Here is a 16,031-nt window from a genome sequence, read left to right as displayed (position 1 = left end):
CTAAGCTCAAGTGTTGGGTGCTGGGTCAGAGTCGGTTGGGGATTCTTCACTCTGACCATGAAGTTTCGGCGTCAGCGCTTGTAATACCAACGCGGATACCGTACTGATAAACTTCTCTTTTATGATGCCGATTCCATGCGAATGCCGTCATAAGAGGCATTTGCAAAGTGGTTATCATTGTTCTTTTTTTCAAAATACATGGCCTCGTCGGCATGTCTGAGAAGCTGGTGCGCCTCCTCTCCATGATCGGGGTAGAGTGCGATCCCGATGCTCGGCAGTATGCAGAGGCTGCAGCCTTCTATTTTTATGGGTTGGCTGATAACACTGCGGATTTTTTTGGCTACATTCGAGGCGTGCTCGGGCAACTCGATGTTTTCGAGCAGCACCACAAACTCATCGCCGCCCATGCGCGCGACGGTATCCAAATCGCGTACGCACTGCTGCAGGCGAATGGCGATCACCTGCAGCAGTTCATCCCCTGCAACATGACCCAAAGAGTCGTTGACTTGTTTGAAATTGTTCAAGTCCAGGTAGAGCAGGGACATTTGTCCTTGTTCCCGTCGTGTTCTTGCCAGCGCCATTTTCAGACGATCATATAAAAGTCCTCGGTTGGGCAGCCCCGTCAACCCGTCGTATTGCGCCATGTGCTTCAGTCGAGCGTGTAACTGTTTGCGCTCGATAGCGGTGGCAACCTGAGTGGAGACAAATTGCAGCAGTTCCTTGTCCTTTTCGGTGTAGCACGCACCGTTCGAGTTGCTTTTCAAAATCAGGGCCCCGATAGTGCCCTTGTGTGAGTTGAGCGGAACGACCAGCCAGCCCACCACATTGCCTTCGTTGACAGATCGTAATTCCTCGGGAAGGCTAGCCAGCGACTCAGGCCCCAGCAGCAAGGGCTGCCTAGTGCGAATGACTTCTGCGCAGAGGGTTCTTACGGCTGTTTGCTGCAGTTCGGACGCCTCGTCATAGCCGCAGGTGTAGTAGGGAAAGCTCAACTGATCATTATTCTCATCGTACATTGCCACGGAAAAATGAGTGGCTGACAGCAGCTTGCCGATTATTTGATGAATTAGCTGAAATAAAGAGAGTAGATCCTCTGCGGTATGCGCAGCTTCGGAAATGGCATAGAGCGCTGCCTGCATCGATTCGGCCTGCTTGCGCTCGGTGATGTCTCGTGCAACGGCAATCCTCAGTTGATCGGCTTCGGACCAGCGGGCGGACCACATGATGTGCACCACTCGCCCATCCTTGCGGATATAGCGGTTCTCAAAATCAAGTGTAGGATGCCCTGATATGATTTCATTGGCCGCCTGGAGAGTTCTCGCTCGATCCTCAGGTACCACCATCTCCAACATAACCTTGCCGATCATTTCTTTCGGCGTGTAGCCAAAAATACGTTCGCATGCTGCACTGACAAAGATAAAACGCCCCTCTCCATCAACAACGCAAATAGCGTCAAGCAGTTGATCTATAAATCTAGCCAAAGGTGCGTAAGTTTCTGTATTCATATGTGAAGGACACTAGCCAGGGTTTGACCAGCCTGGCTTTTTATAGACAACTCCAGAGTTACCCCCGGCTGATGGCTCCGAATCATACTGGATATATCGAATCATGACTGAAGGTCTGAAGGTGCTTAAGAGTGATAAACGCGCAATTTTCACAACGGCCAACCAAGCCCGCAAGGCATACCGCTATCACGGATTTAGGCAAAGCCACCAAAGCGAACAGAAAGCCGTTTAAAAAAGGCTGAATACCGTACTGTTTATAGTACAGTCCGCTTAAGGACAGTAACGGATGAACAAGAAGATCACCGCGTGATTTTATCATACAGAGCCCGGTGCTAGCCCCGGCTGGATTAATTCGAGACGTCCGGGCCGCGCGCCAAGCTCGAGTGTTGGGTGTTGGGTCAGAGTCGGTTGGGGATTCTTCGCTCTGACCCTGAAGTTTCGGCGTCAGCGCTTGTAATATCAAAACCACCACCTACTGAAAGTAGGTGGGTTAGCGCAGCTTTGATGCAGACGACTAAAGTCGTCTAACCACATCAAGCTAAGCGAGCATGAGTCAACATACTTTAACCAAATCTATTGAAATAAAAGGGGAAATAGATTAAACTTAGTATCTCCTGAACGAAATTCAGGAATCAAGATTCAGGAATCAAGACGATCAGATAGAAGGATGACAAGCATCGAAGCCAACCAGTTATCCGCAATCTCGCGGCTTTTCTCGTCGGGCGTCATCCGAGAAATGGCCCGCAAAGGAAAGTCGCCGCTTTTTGCGCGACTGTCGAATGAAGCACTTCTGTTTCAAAAAGTAACACCATCTGATCGCGTGCATGATCTTTTCGATGTCGCCTTCTCAATCCTCCAGAAAAAGGCTCATCGACACGAGTACGTTTATAAGGCGGCACTCACTCATAAAATATTGCTTGGTGCGCATTCGCTTCAAACAGCTTCCATGCTGACTGAATTTCGGGTCGGTGAATGCAAAGCTGATCTAGCAATCTTCAACGGCACAGCAACGGTCTATGAAATCAAATCCGAACGCGATTCTCTCGGCAGATTGGAGCGACAAATTCGCGCCTACAGACACGTGTTCGCGAAAGTTTACGTGATTGCTGGCGAAAACCATGTAGATGCTGTTTTTGACGCAGTGTCCACAGATGTCGGCGTGATGCGACTTTCGGGTCGTCATCAGATTTCTACCTTGAGAGAGGCCATAGATCAGCCGGAACGCACAAGTTGTGCCGCTATATTCGACTCAATTCGTCTAAACGAAGCAAAGCAGATTCTTGCGCGAAACGGTCTGTGTCTTCCAAACGTGCCCAACACCGAGTTGCATTCAGCGCTTCGCGACCAGTTCATCAAACTGACCCCACAAGCGGCGCATTCTGGAATGGTACATGTGCTGAAAAAGACGCGGAACTTGATGCCACTCGCCGATCTGGTCGGCCAACTTCCAGGCTCCTTGCAATCTGCTGTGCTTTCGATTCCGCTCAGAAGGATTGATCATGAACGCCTATTGCATGCAGTGAATGCGCGTCTAAGCGACGCCATAAAGTGGATATAGGGAACATGTATCATCCCTATTTTCGCGGTAAACAAAACGAGTTGATTACTATTCGTGAGACGGCTCACATATTGGCCGTGTCAGGGTTTGTCCCGATCATCGAACCCGTCAAGGAGGCGCTGAACGGGTTGAAACGAACGCTTGATGCCGTGGTCGAGGCTGGCGGGAAAGCAGTCGTCATCACTAATCCGTTTCACGGCGATTTTTCGAGTGATGGCGAGGATATCTCCATGCTCATGGCCGAGCATTTTGCCGAGGCGGAAGGCATATCGGTGGGCATTTTACTGAAGGGCAACATGACCACTACAGATGTTCAGGCGTGCTGTGACTCTCATGCGAGCCACTCACTTTCTCTTATTCACGCCGGATTTTCTGATGCCAAAGGACTAGCAGACGCTCTAGGCGAGCAGGCGCAAAGCATGCGCCATGTGTTTTTCGAGCCAGACAGTGGAAAGTTACATCAGAAGCACTTCAAAAATAACCAACGGGTACTAATCCGCGACGGTTTCCAGCGTCGAAAAAACAGAGAGCACCCTGAGGTCGAGTTATTCTCAGACCTCCATGCAACTTTCAAAGACGAAGGGATGGATGGGTTTGGCGATTTTCTCATAGTCGGCGACGACTACTCCGAGACTGGCGGCCCTGCTTACGCGATAGCGATTCATTTAACATACATCGACGACGACAAAGACGAAGCGATGTATGTTTATCACTTTGTATCTACCAGACAGGACACGCCTAAAGACCCCGCAGGAAAGTTTGCGGAGGCATTGGAAAAAATGATTCAGACGCTAGATAAGTCCGGATCAAAAGTGCTGGAATCGAAAGCAGTGCAGGAGTTCCGCAAGCTTCATGCCCGGCGCCACTTTCCCGGACTTGGCTATATTAAGAAGCTGTCGATGCAACATCACATCGAAACACTGCATACATATTTCAAGAAGTAGAATCCGCGATGAAGTGCTGCGCAAGTTGCTTCGGAGATCGAGGATTACGAAAGGAAATATCGTTTCGATCGACTGAAATGGGAACCTGTGACTATTGCCGTACTGAACAGGAAATCCTGATCGACCCATGTCAACTTTCCGACATGTTCGGTGTCCTAGTGAACGTTTACCAGTTCGACGACGATGGAAAGTCGCTAGTCCAATGGCTTAAAGAAGATTGGGCTTTGTTCATTCATCCCAAGATGGATGACGCCCACGCCAAGGAGTTACTCGGTGATATTCTCGATGACGGCCAAATTGTCCGCAGAAGCTTTATACCGTCCAAGCAGTATGAGTTTGATAGGCTTGGCCAATGGGAAGAGCTTCGCAAGGAGTTGATGCATGAGAATCGCTTTTTTCCGAAAGCGCAGATTGATTTCGACAGGCTCAAACTTCTTCTTGAGCGATTGATGCTCGACGCGAACGAAATCCCGAGCACTTGGTATCGCGCTCGAGTCCAAAGGGGTGACACGGTATTCCCAATCGCAGAAATGCAAGCGCCTCCTGCAAAGATCGCGCCACATGGGCGCGCAAATCCAGCAGGGATTCCATACTTATACTTGGGTTCTGAAACTGTGACCGCAGTTTCAGAAATCCGTCCGCATACTGGTGAGATTGTTTATGTGGCGGACTTTACCATGACGAATGACCTAAAACTTGTAGACCTTCGCACCCCCCGGCGAACGGTTTCGCCATTTCTGCTCGCGGACGAAGTAGACGTTGGTCAGATGCGTTTCGATATCACGTTTTTGGAGCGGCTTGGAGAAGAACTGATCCGTCCAGTTTTCCCCCATGCCGCAGCGTTCGATTATACCCCAAGCCAATATCTTTGCGAATTTATTAAGAAATGCGGCTACGATGGCGTCATTTATCGTAGCTCTGTAAGCAGCGGGATGAACCTTGCGCTCTTCAAGCCAGAAAAGGCGACGGCAGGTGCTGTGCAGAAACACGTGGTTACGCGTGTCTCCGTCGAGGTCGAGGGAGCGCAATAGCTGCACCGGCAACAGAGCTAACTGGGCTGAGTATCAGGCGGAAGTCGCACATTGCGCTTAATCACTCTATACAGAGAAAATCTAGCAAAAAAATCGTAGATCAGACTCGATTGATCTTGAATTGCTCCAGTCGACTATCACCACCCTTGGCCGCAGGCCCTACCCGTCTTTTCAATGAATAAATGCTCGTGGTTGGTCATCAGCACATAGGCGTGAATGTCACAATCGTGCTTTTTACAGGCTAACCGTAATTTACCAATATAGAACCTGTAATCCACCTCTTCATAGAAAATCGAAGTCCGATTATTGCCATGTAAAATCACTTGCTGCGGTTACCATTCTGATCTTTCGCGTCACTATATTTATAATTCCAGCGTGCGCTTACGTAATAAGATAATAATTGGCAGTTTGAATACCAAGCTTGTCGGCAATAGCCTCACGTTAACCTGAAGCGCTGACGTCTCTGACCAATTTCAGATAAGTGAATCATCTCGTCATCACCTGGAACAGATAATGAATCATCTAATCACTAAGCTCGGCTGGTGGGCGTTTGCCGCGCTTGGCGCGTTTGCATTCGCCTTCATCGCACTGCACCATGGCGAATCGATAGGCGCCATCTGGATCGTTATCGCCACTGTCTGCGTCTACACCATTGCCTATCGTTTCTACAGCCAGTTCATCGCCAGCCGGGTGCTGAGGCTGGATCCCACCCGCATGACGCCGGCTTATAAATTCAATGATGGCCTGGATTATGTGCCGACCAACAAGTACGTATTGTTCGGGCACCATTTCGCCGCGATTGCCGGCGCCGGTCCCCTTGTCGGCCCAATTCTGGCGGCCCAGATGGGTTACATGCCGGGCATGTTGTGGCTGCTGGCGGGTGTCGTCTTCGCCGGCGCGGTGCAGGATTTCGTTGTGTTATTCATTTCCACGCGGCGTGATGGCCGCTCGCTGGGTGATCTGATCAAATCGGAACTGGGGCAGATACCCGGCATGATTGCCCTGTTCGGCACCTTCTTCATTATGCTGATCCTGCTGGCAGTGCTGGCGCTGATCGTGGTCAAAGCGCTGGCGGAATCACCATGGGGCACCTTTACGGTTGCCGCCACCATGCCCATTGCCTTGTTCATGGGCGTTTACGCGCGTTATATCCGCCCTGGTGCGATCGGCGAAGTTTCATTGATCGGTTTTGTTTTATTGATGCTGTCGATCATCGGCGGGCAATACGTGCAGGAAATTCCCGCGCTGGCGGTCATGTTCACCCTGACTGGCGAACAGTTGACCTGGGTACTGATCGCCTACGGCTTCATCGCTTCCGTACTGCCTGTCTGGCTCTTGCTGGCGCCGCGCGACTACCTGTCCACCTTCCTCAAGATCGGCACGATTGTCGGCTTGGCCATCGGCGTCATCTTCATTTCGCCTATGCTCAAGATGCCGGCGTTCACGCAGTTTGTGGATGGCTCCGGCCCGGTCTGGTCGGGCAGCTTGTTTCCCTTCCTGTTCATTACCATCGCGTGTGGCGCGGTATCCGGTTTTCATTCGCTCATCTCATCCGGCACTACCCCCAAGATGATCCGCAACGAGACCGATGCCCGCTTCATCGGCTACGGGGCGATGCTAATGGAATCGTTTGTCGCCATCATGGCGCTGATCGCCGCTTCGACGCTTGAGCCCGGGGTGTATTTCGCCATGAATAGCCCGGCCGCGATTATCGGCACCACAGCGGAATCGGCTGCGCAAACCATATCGCAATGGGGTTTTTATCTCACGCCCGAAATGGTCACGCAGACCGCACGGGATGTGGGCGAACACACCATTATTTCTCGTACCGGCGGCGCGCCGACACTGGCGGTAGGCATGGCGCAAATCCTGTCGGAGTTTGCCGGCGGCAAGGCGATGATGGCGTTCTGGTATCACTTCGCGATCCTGTTCGAGGCGCTGTTCATCCTGACCGCGGTCGATGCGGGAACCCGTGCCGGACGCTTCATGCTGCAGGATTTGCTGGGTACCTTCATCCCGTCGATGAAGCGCACCGATTCATTGGTTGCCAGCCTGATCGCCACCGGTATCTGCGTTGCCGGCTGGGGATATTTTCTGTACCAGGGCGTGGTTGATCCGCTGGGCGGCATCAATACGCTGTGGCCGCTGTTCGGCATTTCGAACCAGATGCTCGCCGGCATTGCGTTGATTCTCTGCACCGGCGTGCTGTTCAAGATGAAGCTTGACCGTTTCGCCTGGGTGACGATCGTGCCTGCCACATGGGTGCTGGTGTGCACGCTGACCGCCGCCTGGCAGAAGATATTCGATGCCAATCCACGCATCGGTTTTCTGGCGCACGCCAGCAAATACAAGGACGCTGTCGCGGACGGCGTGCTCCTTGCGCCAGCCAAGTCACTGGAGCAGATGCAACAGGTGATTTTTAACGACTATGTGAATGCATCGTTAGCGGGATTGTTCATGCTGGTACTGATCAGCATCCTGTTTTTCGGTATCCAGACAGTGCTACGCGCACGCGCCACGGGCAGACCTACCGCTAAAGAAGCGCCATTCGAATTGCTGCCGGTCGAGGCGGCAAGAACGTGAGGAATCACCTATGCTGAATAAAATAAGCAGAACAGTTCGGTATCTGGGACAGAGCATGCGGCTCATGGTTGGCGTGCCCGAATACAGCACTTATGTTGATCACATGAAAAATGCGCATCCCGACAAGCTGATCATGTCTTACCAGGAATTCTTCCGGGAGCGCCAGGAAGCGCGCTACGGCAGTACCGGTAAAATCACCCGCTGTTGCTAAGCAGCCGTCCAAAGCTAAGCTGCCGCATACGCGATAAGGATCGCGTAAGGATACTGATAGTCGGAAAGCGAGGATGGGGGCCTATCGCTGCCTCCCAACATTGATGTCGATCAGTGCCGGATAACTCAAAATCTGGCTCGGGATGCCTCTGCTCTTCCCTCTCATCACGCACAGTACGCCAACTTCGCGATTAACCCGGTAAAAAAACTCCCATTTCGGAATGCCTGAAAGGAGTCCGGACGAGTTCCGATTTAACCTTCCTGTCTGTTCGCTGAACAGTCGAAAATAAAAAACTTCAATTCATGATGGAGATTCAGCATTCCGATCTTGCTTTGCTGAACCGTGAAGTAATCATGAATTTTATTTTCGATGCCTAGGAGGTTATATGAACCATCTGATAAAACATGGACTTTTGGTAACAGCATGCGCAATCGGAGTTGGACTGAGCCAATCTTCAGTTGCAGCCGACACCACTGCCCCGGTTGCAGCGACCGCTACTATCGACTGGAGCAAGCTCCAGCTATCGATTACGGGTGTCAACGATACAGTACCTACAGTGACATTTTCAGGTCAAAACACGTCGCTGAGTTCATATGCGTCGTCTCCCGGACAACACGAAAATAATTCGAAGTCAATCAATAACTGGACAGATCCCAAGAGTGCCGACGCAGATGCCGGAACCACGTTTGCCAATGCGTTAGCCTCCACGCTAAATTTTTCAGGGGACGCGAACTCGGTGCATGGTTCTGCAAGCTCTTCGGGTACCCGAACGGAGCAATTCACTTTTGACGGGCCGGGTGTGCTGACTGTAACCGTTCCTTATACTATCAGCTTAAACGGGGAGACTTCCAATTACTGCTACTATTGCTACAATTACGACCACGCATCAGTCAGCGGGAGCGCGTCCTTTAACAGCTACGTAGACAATGGGAGCTCCAGTACTCATTCCAATTCTTCGTTTTCGCTGCATAATTACTATGGGACCCCACCTTCACAATCACAATCGGGAACCCTGGTATTTGGCATTTTCGCCAGTGGTGCTGGCAATGGCTCGCTCAACGTTAACTTCGATCTATCGGCACACTCTCCAGTCAGCTCGGTGCCGGAGCCCGAATCCTATGCAATGTTGCTGGCTGGCCTGGAGCTGATGGGCGCAATGGTCCGGCGACGGGGCAATAACCGGAGCACCTGAATCCCGTCACCCAGGAATCGGTCTTCAAAGGATAAGAGGATTATCCAGCCTCCTTCGGGAGGCTTTTTTGTATCGACTCGAAAATAAACACCCGAGCTTCGGGGCTTTATCGCGTTGGACCAATGCGTAGTTTTTTACGTGGCTATCCCCTTCATAAGGCCCGGTTTCAGATACTCATGATTCATAACCAATCTAAAAGTTAGCAACGACCGTCAGGCGAAAAATGCGGGGCGCACCCGGCGTTATGTTGTTATTGCTGTTGGCTGACGCAACATAGTTGACATTAGCTATGTTTTCGATATTTGCCTGAACCCGCAGGGTCTTGTTGAGGCGGACGAACACGGCCGTATCCAGTCGCGTGAAGCCGGGCAGGAGCACGGTATTGTCTACTGCAGCATACATGCTGCTGCGATGAATCACGCCTAGTCCCAATCCGATAAACGGCGTGAAATCATAGCGGTTCCAAACGGAAACTGTATGCTTGGGAACTTGTGCCACAACCGAGCCGGCTGGAGTAGTGCTCCCTGAGGTGGTGACTAACGCCTTGCTAATTTCCGCATCGGTATAGGCATATCCCCCCATCACGCTCCACTGCGGAGTGATGCGGCCCATCAAACCTATCTCGGCCCCTCTGGCGCGCTGGCCATCGACCAAGCTTGTCCGGCTGAGATCGTTGGGATCTTGAGTAATTACATTACTGCGGTCCAACTGATACAGCGCCGTGGTCAGCGAAAGATCAGGGCGAATATCCCACTTGGCACCCAGTTCCAGGTTCATGAAACTTTCGGGCTTGAGCGCCGCGTTGCTCAACGTTAACGAACTGAGCTGATCACCCGCACGCGGTACATAAGCCAGACTGTAGTTGCCGTAAATGGATACTTCTTCGATCGGTTTATATATCAATCCGACCCGAGGCGAAACCAGTCCATCATTGGTATGTATCCGCTGGCCGTTGCGATTATTGACAAAATTCGCATCGAAATTATCGTAGCGTATGCCCAGGACCGCCTTCAATTGGGGGAGAAGCGTAATCTGATCCTGTAAATAGATTCCCACCACCTCTACCACACCGTGATTATTGGCATCAGTGGGGCTCTGTGAGAAGGAGACCGGACCCAGAAAAGTGGGGTTAAGAAAGGATACTCGATTAGGCGTACTGAAAAAACCGCTATTGCGGAAGTTGTCCGAAACCTGGCGGCCATACTCCACGCCCGTCATGAACTCATGCTTCACACCCCAAGTTTCGAGGTTGTACAGAAAGTCTGTCTGAGTGAAAAGATTCTGGCGTTGGGTTGCATTGTTGTAGGCCGAAATAGCTACTGTTCCCGTAGCATCTTCGGCTGAAGCAGCGCTTCCGGCAAATACGTTCTGGTAGAACTTATCGTAACTGGCATAACGGGTACGGTTACGGACTTTAAGATTGTTATCGAACCTGTGCTCGATGAGCGAATTCAGCGACCAGGCATCGACATTCGTCGGGCTGTTTTCCGCATTGCCAAAGAAGGTCGAGCGGTCCGTATTGGCTGGGCGCCCCATGAAAGAAGGAATGCCGCGGTCTGCGGTACGCCGATCGAAAAAGTATTCCCCGCTCAGCACGACCTTGGTTTGAGCAGTCGGCTTGAATGTAAACGTGGGATTGACCCCGCCTCGCTCCAGATCGACGCCGTTACGATAGCTGTTTGAATGTTCGTACATTGCGTTGAGCCGGAAAGCCGCGACGTCGTTGATGGGTTGGCCGATATCGACCGCAATCCGCTTATGGCTGAAGGATCCATACTGCGCCGAAATTTCACGAATGGGCGTCCAACCGGCCTCCTTGATGACACGATTGATCACGCCACCCGCACCACCCCGCCCGAAAATCATCCCGTTGGATCCTTTCAGGACCTCGACCCGGTCTACATTGTAGAGATCGCGGAAATACTGAACGTCATCGCGTAACCCATCGACATAAAAATCGCCCGTTGAGCTGTTACCACGAAAAATCACGGTATCGCGATTGCCCTCCCCCTGTGATGTGTTGACACCCGGCACATAACGCACCACGTCGCCGATACTCAGCATGGTCTGATCCTTGATCATCTCCTGTGTTACAACGGTGATGGATTGCGGTACATCGCGTAGCGGGGTATCGGTTCGGGTGGCGCTAAAACTTTTTGTGGCCATATAACCATCCGTCGGGCTGGTTATGGTGCTCGCAGAGACTTTTATTGGCGGTAGCGCCGTAGGTTGATCAGCTACGATCGCAGGTAGCTTCCTTACAATGTACCCATTGGCCTGCGGTACCGCTTCGAGGCCGCTCCCAGTCAGAAGATGGTTCAATCCGCCCTGTACCGAGAAATTGCCGTTCAGCCCTTGCGTGGTGATATCTTTTACATCGGCGGCAGCGAAGGAGAGCTTGACCCGTGTCTGCCTTACAAAATTATTGAGCGCATCTTCCAGCGGGCCGGCAGAAATATTGTATGGCTGTGCATGGGCGCTGTCGCCAACGCCAGACTCGGCAAAAGCCGCATGAGGCAAGGCTATCGCAGCCGTGCCAAGAAAAAGCAGCGCACCCTGTATTGCCGCTGCGAGGGAAGATCGATATAAGTTGGATTTTTCTTTCCTGCCATTGTGCTTTCGTACCACGTCGTGGTTTTCGGAGCGAATCGCACAGAGGGGGGTATTCTTGAGTTCATTAGCGTTAACCGAACAGGCGATAAGTCGGGACGCAACAATGTTCGCGCTACTTTTATATTTATTTTTCACAGCCAATAATTCCAATAGGTTGGATAAAAATTGGCTGGCTTGCCGAATGGCTGGCGGGCTATAAGAATGCCGCTGGTTTAGGCACTAATTCTCCTATCCCAGCGGCGGTGAAATCATTTCTCGGCTTTGCAGCCGGTTCTCAATACGGTATCGCCTCGGAGTGGCGCCTTCCATATCCCACTCTGATGAGTGGGTTTACGATTGCCGCCTCGTCTGAGGCGCCGGAACACGGTATGAGATTGTGAGTAATTCTTTCTTTATCTTAAGAAATGATAACGGTTCTCATTATATTTCAATGACACCGGAAAGGCAATAGCGTTAATAGGGTTTTATGGTTTTCCCTGCGCAGCTTTGCGGCTGATAGGAACCGGATTTTTAGAAGTCTTTTTATATACTCTCGTTTTCGTTCGATTCCTCCACATGAGGTAGCCGGTAACAAATAGCACAAGAGGCGAAAATCCTATGATCACTTGTAAAATCCGTGTGAACGTTCCTCCTACCATACCGATATGGAGAGGGTAAAAAAAGTTATAAATCCGGGTTCCTGAAGGTGCTGCCAAAGCATTTTCAATCCGCAATACTGCTCCGGTGTATTGGTCGAAATAGATGAAGCTTCTTCCATTCGGATGGAATTCTTCCGGCATTTTTTTGCGCACCACCAGAGGCGCCTGGGGCGTTTGCGGAAGGTTGATCCAGGTAGTTGGCCCTGAGAGAATGCTGTCGGCCTGATGCAGTAGATCGTCCAGCGGAAGAATCATTCCTGCGGCACCGAGAGGATCGGAATGAGGCGGGGCCGGTCTTGGCACACTCGCTGTCAGAAAATTGGTAAGCTCAACCACGGTTTTATTGAACACGAGGGAGACACCGGTAAAGGCAATAATCAGGAGAAAAACGATAGTGTAGGCGCCTGATGCACGATGCAGATCAAAAATAACTTTTTTCCATGGCGCAGACCAGCCAACCTTGAAACCCCGCGCAAGTTTCCCTATTCCCTTTCCATTGGGCGGCAACCAGAGGAAGAAGCCGGTAATGCTCATGCAAATCAGCAGTAAGGCGCTGACACCGAGGATGGTTTTACCGCCCTCCCCAATCAGAAGTTCGGTATGCAACAGGGCAACCCACCCCATAAAAGTGTCTTCCTGCCGATGGGCGCCAAGCAACTCACCGCTGTAAGGATCCGCATAAATGAATAGCCCATGCGGCTCATTCATTTTCAGCAGGTAAGTCTGCTCCGGCGTGCGCGGCATGCGAACAGAAAAAACCGTGTCGTCAGGGTAAGCCTGTTTGACCGCATTCAGCACGGTTTGCAGAGGAACCCGCTCGCCGCTCACTGCTGCTTCCATCAATTCGGGATGCAAAAGTGCTTCGATCTCCTCGCGAAACACGATCATGCTACCGGTCAAGCCGCTCAATACCAGGAACAATCCAGCCGCTAACCCGATATAAAGATGAAAATTGAAGACGACCCTTCGTATTTTCATGACGAATACCTCATCTGGATATTTAACCCGGTACCCCAAAAGCGGGCGCTCCAGCTTCAGGAATTCGGCTTCCCGAATACCCTCCTGGAACCAGTTATTAGAACTCGACCCGAGACACGACCTTCATAAGAATCGGGGCGCCGACACCCAACAATCCGTTGCCCGCAGTACTCCAATAATTGCTGTTGGCCGCGTTATCCACGACTGCCTGGATCATGGTGCGTTTGCCCGCAATACGAGTCGTGTAGCGTGCGCCCAGGGAAAGTATCGCGTAATCATCCACGAAGGCCTGGTTGGCGCTGTTCACGGGCCGCCTCCCCACGTAATGCACGCCGCTGCTGAGCGCCAGTCCAGGTATGCTGGTCGGGCGGTATTCGGCAAAGAGGCTGGCCGTGCGTTGCGGCGTGTTATCCGGTATCTTGCCGAATGTCTCGGCATTGGCTCTGTTCAATTGTTCCGCCTCCATGAACAGGGCCGAACCGATGAGCGACAATTGCTTCGTTATCTCGCCAGAGGCTGACAACTCAAAGCCGCTATACCGGGCCATGCCGTTGAGAACAAAACGATTGGCTGCATCCACGGTTGTCGAGGCGCGCTTGATGTCGAAGTACGCTACTTGAAGCAATATGCCCTGCGCGACGAGTGCCTTGACGCCCACTTCCTTTTGCTTCGACACCGCCGGCGCCAGGATCTCCCCACTATTGGCACGATTGGCGGGCGCCTGCCCGCTTTCCTCGACCCCTTCAATGTAACTCGCGTATATCGACACGTTGGGTATGGGCTTATACATCAGGGACAACGACGGATTGACCCTATCGGCTTTATAGTGAGTGGTCGCAGCGACACTCTCATAGAAACTGCTGCGTACCCCCAGCATGACTTGCAACCTGCCGCCAATCAAGATTCGATCGGATATATACAAGCCGAAATCCGTTATTTTTGATCGGTTTGCGCTAAATGGCGTGGTGGGAGACTGCCGCGCAATATCAATGGGGTTATACAGATTCTGCGTGGCATTGAATGTGGATGAGGTGCGAGGATCCTGCCTGCGCTCGTTGCCGGTAAACCCCACGGATACCTCATGGGTAATGGCCTGGCCTGGAAACCGCCCGAATACTTCGGCGCGAATATTCTGGTTATCCCAATGCTGGCCACGGTTGAAGAAAGTTTGCAGAGTTCCCTCGCCGGTGGCAAGGTTGTAATTCTGGAACTGGGAGAAATTGCGGTCTCGCCTGGTTTGCGCCTTACCGATCTCGAATAGCAGTCCCCAATTGTCGCTTATCGCATAATCGGCACGGAGCAATAAGTTGGTTGCTTCCGCATCATACTTTTGCCATTCCCCAGCGAGATTACGGCGGGCATTCGGAATAGGGGGTAATGTGATCACACCATTGACTGCTGGAAGGATCTTTATCGCCGCTTGCTCGGAAACCTCCTTACGGTAATGCTCCACATCAAACTTGACGGAAAGGTTGTCGGTGATCCGCCAGTCGAAGGCTCCCGACATCAGGGCGCGGTAACCGGAAAAATTGTGGATGCCGATATCTTCACGCCCGGCGAGAAGATTGATGCGCGCCCCGAACTGCTGCTCGCTACCGAAGCGCCGCCCAACGTCGATATGCGTATTGGCGCCGCCGTACATATTTGCCATCAACGAGACATTTGTAATGGGATCCTTGCCCGCACGTTTGGTTACCAGGTTGACGATGCCGGATGGCGGCACGAAACCATAATATAGCGATGAGGCGCCTTTGAGTACTTCAACGCGCTCCTTGTTCTCCATCGGGATATCGATCAGGTTGATAATCGGCAGGGATCCGTTGAGCCGGTAATTGCTGCGGTTTTCCACGAGAATGCCGCGAATCGCAATATTGTCGTAAGTCGAACCGTTCAATTGCGAACGCGTAACACCCGCTGTATTACGCAATGCGCCAAATACACCGGTTATGGCCTGTGCATCGAGCACTTCCCGTGTGATCACATTGCTGGTCTGTGGCACATCGATTGGCGCCATATCCCGGAATGTTCCAACCTGAACGGAATCGGAGTTGAAACTCCCTACCCGCTCGCCGGTCACGGTGACGGCGGGCAGCTTTTTCCCTGCCTCGGATTGCTCTGCCTTGGATTGCTCTGCCTTGGATTCAGCAGGCGGAGTCTCTGCTTCCGCCTGCTGAATCCAGAACGTCGATGAAAGTGCAACGATTGCCGAGTACAAATTAATTTTCATGATGCCAATGCCTCTCTCCATGAACCAGGATTTACGCCTCACGTTAAGTCCTTATTCATGGTCGGATGTTGCTCATCAGCCGCCGTTGCCATACTGATTTCATAGCGAGACATGAAACGCGTGGATGCGGGCAAGGAAGATATGACAGCCGGATCCTGCAGCAACGGCACCGAAATGTTGCAAATGGGAAACGGCGATGAAAACCGGTGGTGGGTGGTTTTCGGTGGATATAACTCGCCGGTTCTGGCGCGGCGCACGATTTCATGCGGGTTGACCAGGTAGCCCTGGCGCGTTGCATCGACTTTTACGCAATCGTAGTCGAGCAGCAGGCAGGGGATATACTTCAGCCTGAGCCGGCGCGCTGCCTCCAGGCGGTGGTGACCATCCATGACAGCCAGGCTGGTACGCTCCACGGCGATGGGGATGCGCCAGAGCTGTTCGCGCAAAATGGTATCCGCCAGGGTCACCGCGTGATTAGAATAGTGGCACTCATTCGGGCGAACCCGCTTGACCTGTACAAAATGAATGGGGAGCGAACAGAGCATCGTGAA

Annotated in this window: 12 protein-coding genes; 6 read left to right on the top strand and 6 right to left on the bottom strand. The window is 52.0% G+C overall.

All coding sequences use genetic code 11. The features are described from left to right. Positions 1–119: 119 nt before the first annotated feature. Entirely contained in the window at positions 120–1,505 is a 1,386-nt protein-coding gene (locus F822_RS00825) for a sensor domain-containing protein (RefSeq protein ID WP_025039812.1), read from the bottom strand. A gap of 667 nt (positions 1,506–2,172) precedes the next feature. Here F822_RS00825 and F822_RS00820 point away from each other — a divergent pair. From F822_RS00820 to F822_RS00810, 3 genes are all read left to right on the top strand, one after another. Further along, positions 2,173–3,063 (top strand): sce7726 family protein, encoded by an 891-nt coding sequence (locus F822_RS00820; RefSeq protein WP_025039813.1) that lies wholly within the window; start codon positions 2,173–2,175, stop codon positions 3,061–3,063. 5 nt (positions 3,064–3,068) lie between these two features. Further along, positions 3,069–4,007 carry a sce7725 family protein gene (locus tag F822_RS00815; protein ID WP_025039814.1) on the top strand — a complete coding sequence of 313 codons (939 nt, stop codon included), beginning with the start codon at positions 3,069–3,071 and terminating at the stop codon, positions 4,005–4,007. A 77-nt stretch (positions 4,008–4,084) separates the two neighbouring features. After that, entirely contained in the window at positions 4,085–5,038 is a 954-nt protein-coding gene (locus F822_RS00810) for an RES family NAD+ phosphorylase (RefSeq protein ID WP_197272855.1), read from the top strand. 137 nt (positions 5,039–5,175) lie between these two features. On the opposite strand, the gene F822_RS15960 is transcribed toward F822_RS00810, so the two are convergent. After that, positions 5,176–5,361: a transposase gene (locus F822_RS15960; protein WP_082204567.1), complete on the bottom strand. Its 186-nt coding sequence runs from the start codon at positions 5,359–5,361 to the stop codon at positions 5,176–5,178. Between the two features lie 190 nt (positions 5,362–5,551). On the opposite strand from F822_RS15960, the gene F822_RS00805 reads away from it, so the two are divergent. From F822_RS00805 to F822_RS15675, 3 genes are all read left to right on the top strand, one after another. Then, positions 5,552–7,621 (top strand): carbon starvation CstA family protein, encoded by a 2,070-nt coding sequence (locus tag F822_RS00805; protein ID WP_025039816.1) that lies wholly within the window; start codon positions 5,552–5,554, stop codon positions 7,619–7,621. Between the two features lie 10 nt (positions 7,622–7,631). Beyond that, positions 7,632–7,832, top strand: coding sequence for a YbdD/YjiX family protein (locus F822_RS00800; protein WP_025039817.1), 201 nt, complete (start codon positions 7,632–7,634; stop codon positions 7,830–7,832). A 385-nt stretch (positions 7,833–8,217) separates the two neighbouring features. Beyond that, a complete protein-coding gene (locus F822_RS15675; protein WP_025039818.1) occupies positions 8,218–9,024 on the top strand; it encodes a PEP-CTERM sorting domain-containing protein in 807 nt (268 codons plus the stop codon). 192 nt (positions 9,025–9,216) lie between these two features. Here F822_RS15675 and F822_RS00790 read toward each other — a convergent pair whose 3' ends face one another. The 4 genes from F822_RS00790 to F822_RS00775 form a co-directional block, all read right to left on the bottom strand. Beyond that, positions 9,217–11,772: a TonB-dependent siderophore receptor gene (locus F822_RS00790; RefSeq protein WP_025039819.1), complete on the bottom strand. Its 2,556-nt coding sequence runs from the start codon at positions 11,770–11,772 to the stop codon at positions 9,217–9,219. Positions 11,773–12,101: 329 nt separating this feature from the next. After that, on the bottom strand, positions 12,102–13,253 hold the full coding sequence (locus tag F822_RS00785; protein ID WP_025039820.1) for a PepSY-associated TM helix domain-containing protein: 1,152 nt from the start codon (positions 13,251–13,253) through the stop codon (positions 12,102–12,104). Positions 13,254–13,350: 97 nt separating this feature from the next. Further along, positions 13,351–15,480, bottom strand: coding sequence for a TonB-dependent siderophore receptor (locus F822_RS00780; RefSeq protein ID WP_025039821.1), 2,130 nt, complete (start codon positions 15,478–15,480; stop codon positions 13,351–13,353). A gap of 38 nt (positions 15,481–15,518) precedes the next feature. Next, complete coding sequence (locus tag F822_RS00775; protein WP_025039822.1) at positions 15,519–16,025, bottom strand: ParB N-terminal domain-containing protein; 507 nt, start codon at positions 16,023–16,025, stop codon at positions 15,519–15,521. Positions 16,026–16,031: the final 6 nt, after the last annotated feature.

The sequence above is a fragment of the Nitrosospira briensis C-128 genome (assembly GCF_000619905.2).
Lineage (GTDB): Bacteria > Pseudomonadota > Gammaproteobacteria > Burkholderiales > Nitrosomonadaceae > Nitrosospira > Nitrosospira briensis.
This window is presented reverse-complemented; position numbering and strand designations above follow the sequence as displayed.

Excerpts from the sequence above, each read along its gene's own strand:
- F822_RS00825 (WP_025039812.1), bottom strand. The coding sequence starts at position 1,505 with ATGAATACAGAAACTTACGCACCTTTGGCTAGATTTATAGATCAACTG.
- F822_RS00820 (WP_025039813.1), top strand. The coding sequence starts at position 2,173 with ATGACAAGCATCGAAGCCAACCAGTTATCCGCAATCTCGCGGCTTTTC.
- F822_RS00815 (WP_025039814.1), top strand. The coding sequence starts at position 3,069 with ATGTATCATCCCTATTTTCGCGGTAAACAAAACGAGTTGATTACTATT.
- F822_RS00810 (WP_197272855.1), top strand. The coding sequence starts at position 4,085 with ATGGGAACCTGTGACTATTGCCGTACTGAACAGGAAATCCTGATCGAC.
- F822_RS00805 (WP_025039816.1), top strand. The coding sequence starts at position 5,552 with ATGAATCATCTAATCACTAAGCTCGGCTGGTGGGCGTTTGCCGCGCTT.
- F822_RS00800 (WP_025039817.1), top strand. The coding sequence starts at position 7,632 with ATGCTGAATAAAATAAGCAGAACAGTTCGGTATCTGGGACAGAGCATG.
- F822_RS15675 (WP_025039818.1), top strand. The coding sequence starts at position 8,218 with ATGAACCATCTGATAAAACATGGACTTTTGGTAACAGCATGCGCAATC.
- F822_RS00785 (WP_025039820.1), bottom strand. The coding sequence starts at position 13,253 with ATGAAAATACGAAGGGTCGTCTTCAATTTTCATCTTTATATCGGGTTA.
- F822_RS00780 (WP_025039821.1), bottom strand. The coding sequence starts at position 15,480 with ATGAAAATTAATTTGTACTCGGCAATCGTTGCACTTTCATCGACGTTC.
- F822_RS00775 (WP_025039822.1), bottom strand. The coding sequence starts at position 16,025 with ATGCTCTGTTCGCTCCCCATTCATTTTGTACAGGTCAAGCGGGTTCGC.